Origin of the sequence: Streptomyces sp. SID1328 (assembly GCF_009865595.1) — a bacterium.
GTDB lineage: Bacteria > Actinomycetota > Actinomycetes > Streptomycetales > Streptomycetaceae > Streptomyces > Streptomyces griseoluteus.
In genome coordinates this window covers 1-4,798 of sequence record NZ_WWKH01000301.1, presented here as the reverse complement: position 1 = coordinate 4,798, position 4,798 = coordinate 1, and the positions used below count along the sequence as shown (strand labels likewise).

5 protein-coding genes are annotated in these 4,798 nt (G+C 73.0%); all 5 read left to right on the top strand.

Features of this window, described 5'->3' with window-relative positions; all coding sequences use genetic code 11:
- The first annotated feature begins 679 nt into the window (after positions 1-679).
- A complete protein-coding gene (locus GT030_RS09035) occupies positions 680-1,648 on the top strand; it encodes a complex I subunit 1 family protein (RefSeq protein WP_161200646.1) in 969 nt (322 codons plus the stop codon).
- Positions 1,648-2,238: an NADH-quinone oxidoreductase subunit I gene (locus GT030_RS09030; protein ID WP_161200645.1), complete on the top strand. Its 591-nt coding sequence runs from the start codon at positions 1,648-1,650 to the stop codon at positions 2,236-2,238. The genes GT030_RS09035 and GT030_RS09030 overlap by 1 nt, the downstream gene beginning before the upstream one ends.
- Positions 2,235-2,837 (top strand): NADH-quinone oxidoreductase subunit J, encoded by a 603-nt coding sequence (locus tag GT030_RS09025; protein ID WP_161200644.1) that lies wholly within the window; start codon positions 2,235-2,237, stop codon positions 2,835-2,837. The genes GT030_RS09030 and GT030_RS09025 overlap by 4 nt, the downstream gene beginning before the upstream one ends.
- Positions 2,837-3,217, top strand: coding sequence for an NADH-quinone oxidoreductase subunit NuoK (gene nuoK, locus GT030_RS09020; protein WP_161200643.1), 381 nt, complete (start codon positions 2,837-2,839; stop codon positions 3,215-3,217). Before GT030_RS09025 ends, nuoK begins: the two co-directional genes overlap by 1 nt.
- Positions 3,214-4,798, top strand: a 1,585-nt coding sequence (locus tag GT030_RS09015; RefSeq protein WP_161200642.1) for an NADH-quinone oxidoreductase subunit L, incomplete at its 3' end; no start/stop codon positions are given. The genes nuoK and GT030_RS09015, both read left to right, overlap by 4 nt.

Genomic DNA, 4,798 nt, shown 5'->3' with positions numbered 1-4,798 from the left:
CCGTGCGGCCGCGCCGGGCCCGGAGCGCGAGCGAGGGGTCGGCCAGTCAGACGGCTCCGGAGCCGGGGGCTGCTGCTGGGCCTCGGCGCATGCGGAGTGCTGGGGACGGGTCGGCGAGTCAGGCTGCTGCGGAGGCGGGGGCTGCTTCGCCTCGGCGGACGCGGAGTGCTAGTGAGGGCTCGGCGAGCCAGGCTTCGTCGGAGCCGGGTGGTGCCGGGGCTGCCGCTCCGCGCCGGATGCGGAGCGCGAGTCAGGAGTCGGCCGGCCAGGGGTCTCCGGAGGGTGCGGAGACCCCCGCCGAGACGCCGGCCGAGGCACCCGGGGGGCCCCGCAGGTCGCGCAGCGCCTCGCAGGGATCGGCCTCGCAGCGAGCCGGGACGCCCGAGCCTGCTGAGCCCTCAGTACAGGCAGAGCCGACCGAGCCTTCGGAACCGAGCGGACAGAGCGGACAGAGCGGACAGAGCGGACCGACCGAGCCTGCCGAGCCCGCACAGCCGACCGAGCCGAAGAGGCCGGCCGAGCCGAAGAAGCCGGCCGAGCCGGCGCAGCGTCGCAGCTCCGACGCGCCCTGGCATCACGCCCGTCCGGCCTTCGAGGAGGCCGACGAGCCCCCGAAGACACCCCCCGCTCCCGAGCCTGAACCCACCGGCACCCCCGACGACCCCGCAGGAGGCGCGCAGTGAACGACGTGCTGGACGCCGCCCTGCGACTCGTCGTCATCTTCGTCGTGTTCCTGACGTTCCCGCTGGTCATCGGGCAGACCGAGCACAAGGTGATGGCGCACATGCAGGGCCGCCTCGGCCCGATGTACGCGGGCGGCTTCCACGGCTGGGCCCAACTCGTCGCGGACGGCGTGAAGTTCGCGCAGAAGGAGGACGTGGTCCCGACGGGAGCCGACCGCCGCGTCTTCCAGCTCGCGCCGGCCGTGGCCCTGTTGCCGTACCTCCTCGTACTGCTCGCCATCCCGATCGGCCCGAGCGCCGGTGCCGTGGGCCAGGTGCTGGACGCCGGCATCTTCTTCGTGCTCGCGGTGATGGGCGTGGGCGTCCTCGGCTCGCTGATGGCGGGCTGGGCCAGCGCGAACAAGTTCTCCCTGCTCGGCGGCCTGCGCACCGCCGCCCAGTTGCTCGCCTACGAACTCCCGATGCTGCTCGCCGCCGCCTCCGTGGCGATGGCGGCCGGCACGGTCTCGCTGCCCGGCATCGTGACCGCCTTCCACTGGTGGTGGCTGCCCTGGCAGCTCATCGGCGCGGTGGTGTTCTTCGTCGCCGGACTCGCCGAGCTGCAACGGCCGCCGTTCGACATGCCGGTGGCCGACTCGGAGATCATCTTCGGCGCGTACACCGAGTACACCGGCCTGCGCTTCGCCCTGTTCCTGCTCGCGGAGTACGCGGGGATCGTCGTCCTGTGCGGTCTGACCACCGTGCTGTTCCTGGGCGGCTGGCACGGCCCCTGGGGTGCCGACGGGCTCGGCTGGGTGTGGACCCTGGTGAAGACCGCGATCCTCGCCTTCCTGGTGATCTGGCTCCGGGTCACCTACCCCCGGCTGCGCGAGGACCAGCTCCAGAAGCTGTCCTGGACCGTCCTCGTCCCGCTCGCCCTCGCCCAGATCGCCCTCACCGGCGTCGTCAAGGTGGTGACCGCCTGATGTCCCCCGTACCCGGCTCCGGCCTGGCCAAGGGCCTCGCCGTCACCCTCCGCACGATGACGAAGAAGACCGTCACCGAGCGCTATCCCGACGTCCAGCCCGACCTCCCGCCCCGCACGCGCGGCGTGATCGGCCTGTTCGAGGAGAACTGCACGGTCTGCATGCTCTGCGCCCGTGAGTGCCCCGACTGGTGCATCTACATCGACTCCCACAAGGAGACCGTCCCGGCCGCCGCTCCCGGCGGCCGCGAGCGCAGCCGGAACGTCCTCGACCGGTTCGCCATCGACTTCTCCCTCTGCATGTACTGCGGCATCTGCATCGAGGTCTGCCCCTTCGACGCGCTGTTCTGGTCCCCGGAGTTCGAGTACGCCGAGACCGACATCCGCGAACTCACCCACGAGCGCGACAAGCTCCGCGAGTGGATGTGGACCGTCCCGGCGCCGCCCGCGCTGGACCCGCACGCGGAGGAGCCGAAGGAGATCGCGGCCGCCCGCAAGAGCGCCGACAAACTGGCCGCCGCCCAGGCGGCCGAGCAGGCCCGGGCCGCCGAGCAGGCCGACCGGAACCCGGACCAGGAGGGAGAACAGTGAGCCTCGCCGCCACCGCCCCGCACGGCTTCCTGTCCCCGACCGGCGTCGAGATCGCGTTCCTCCTCGTCGGCCTGGTCACCCTCGGCGCCGCGCTGATCACCGTCACCACCCGCCAGCTGGTGCACGCCGCCCTGTGGCTGGTGGTCACCCTCGGCGGCCTGGCCGTCGAATACCTCCTGCTCACCGCCGAGTTCATCGCCTGGGTGCAGGTCCTCATCTATGTCGGCTCCGTCGTCGTCCTCCTCCTCTTCGGACTGATGCTCACCAGGGCACCCATCGGCCGCTCCCCGGACGCCGATTCGGGCAACCGGCTGCCCGCGCTGGTCGTCGCCGTGGGCTCGGCGGGCGCCCTGGTCTGGGTGGTGACGGACGCGTTCCGCGCCACCTGGATCGACCTGGACGGCCCGGCCGCAGGCACCACCCGCGTCACCGGCGAGAGCCTCTTCCGGCACTGGGTGCTGCCCTTCGAGGCGCTGTCCGTGCTGCTCCTCGCGGCCCTGGTCGGCGCGATCGTGCTGTCCCGCAAGGCCAAGGCCGAGCAGGCGGCCGGCACCCCGAGCCCGGCCAGGACCCCCGGCGACAAGGAAGGCGCCCGCTGATGCACCTCGCCTACCCCGCCGTGCTCGCCGCCCTCCTCTTCTGCACCGGCCTCTACGGCGTCCTCGCCCGCCGCAACGCCATCCTGGTCCTGATGTCGGTCGAGCTGATGCTCAACGCCGTCAACCTCAACCTCGTCGCCTTCGACGTCTGGCTCAGCCGGGCCGCGAAGGACACCCTGCACTCCGGCCAGGCGCTGACCCTGTTCACCATCGCCATCGCGGCCGCCGAGATCGGCATCGGCCTGGCGATCGTCCTCGCCGTCTACCGCGACCGGGGCACCGCGGACATCGACAGGCTCCGCGACACCGCCGAGACCCCCGGCGACGACTCCGACCACCCCGACGCCTCCGGGACCGAGAAGGCTGAGGCCACCGCGTGACCACCACCACCCTCGCCGCGCTCGTCCCCCTCCTGCCCTTCCTCGGCGCCGTCGCCGGACTCCTGCTGGGCCGCACCGCGCCCGGCTTCGTCCGCCCGCTCGCCGTGCTGCCGCCGCTGGCCTCGCTCGTGCTGGCCGCGCTGGTGGCGGCCCGCCAGGGCGGCGGCCGGGCCGTCGACGCGTACACCCTGCTGACACCCACCGGCTCGGTCCCCGTCGACCTGGCGCTCCACATCGACGGATTCGCCGCCCTCGTCGCGATCCTGGTGGCCTTCGTGGCGACCTGCGTGCAGATCTACTCCACCGGCTACCTGCGCGACGACCCCCGCTACCCCTCCTACGCGGCCCTCGTCTCCCTCTTCACCTCCGCGATGCTCCTCGTCGTCTACTCCGGCGACCTGATCGTGCTGCTGGTCGGCTGGGAAGTCATGGGCATCTGCTCCTACTTCCTGGTCGGCCACTACTGGGGCACCCCCGAGGCCCGCGCCGCCTCCCTCAAGGCGTTCCTGGTCACCAAGCTCGGTGACGTCCCGTTCCTGATCGGGCTGTTCGCGCTCGGCACCGACGCCGGGTCCTTCCGCATCACCCGCGTCCTCGGCGCCGTGGCGAGCGGCGGACTCGACCACCCCACCCTGATCTCCCTGCTGCTCCTCGCGGGCGTGGCGGGCAAGTCCGCGCAGTTCCCGCTGCACACCTGGCTCCCCGACGCGATGGCGGGCCCCACGCCCGTCTCCGCGCTGATCCACGCGGCCACCATGGTCGCCGCCGGTGTCTACTTCGTGGCCCGTCTCCTCCCCGTGTTCGAGGCGTCCGCCGCCGCGATGACGGTCCTCGCGGTGATGGCCGCCGTCACCATGCTGGGCTCCGGCCTCGCCGCGCTCGCCCAGGACGACATCAAGCGCGTCCTCGCCTACTCGACGATCGGCCAGCTCGGCTACATGACCGGTGCCCTCGCCGTCGGCGACCGTGGTGCCGCCGTCTTCCACCTCCTCTCCCACGGCGCCTTCAAGGCGCTGCTGTTCCTCGCCGCCGGAGCCCTCATCCACGCCGCCGGCACCAACTCGCTGGCGGCCATGTCCCGGATGAGCCACCTGCGCGACCGGGTCCCGGACGCCTTCTGGACGATGACCGTGGCCCTGCTCGCACTGGCCGCGATCCCGCCGTTCAGCGGGTTCTTCTCCAAGGAGTCCGTCCTCGCCGCCGCCGAGCGCCTGGCCACCGGCCACCCCGGCCCGGCACCGGGCGCCGCCGGCTGGATCGTGCTCGTCGCCGCACTCGCCACGGCCCTGCTCACCGCCGCCTACGCCACCCGGCTCTGGCTGCTGGCCTTCCGGGGCCGGGGCGCGGAGGCCCCGGACCACGGCCGCCAGCCGCTGACCATGACCGTGGTGCTCTGGGTGCTGGCCGTGCCCTCGCTGGCCTTCGGCGCGCTCGCGTACCGCACGCTGCCCGGCTGGTTCGACGACCGGAGCCTCGCGCCCACCCTGCTCACCTCCATCCTCGGCACCGGCCTCGCCGTGGTCGGCGGCCTGCTGGCCTACGGCGCCTGGCAGCGCGCCGCCGCACGGGCGCCCCGGGTCC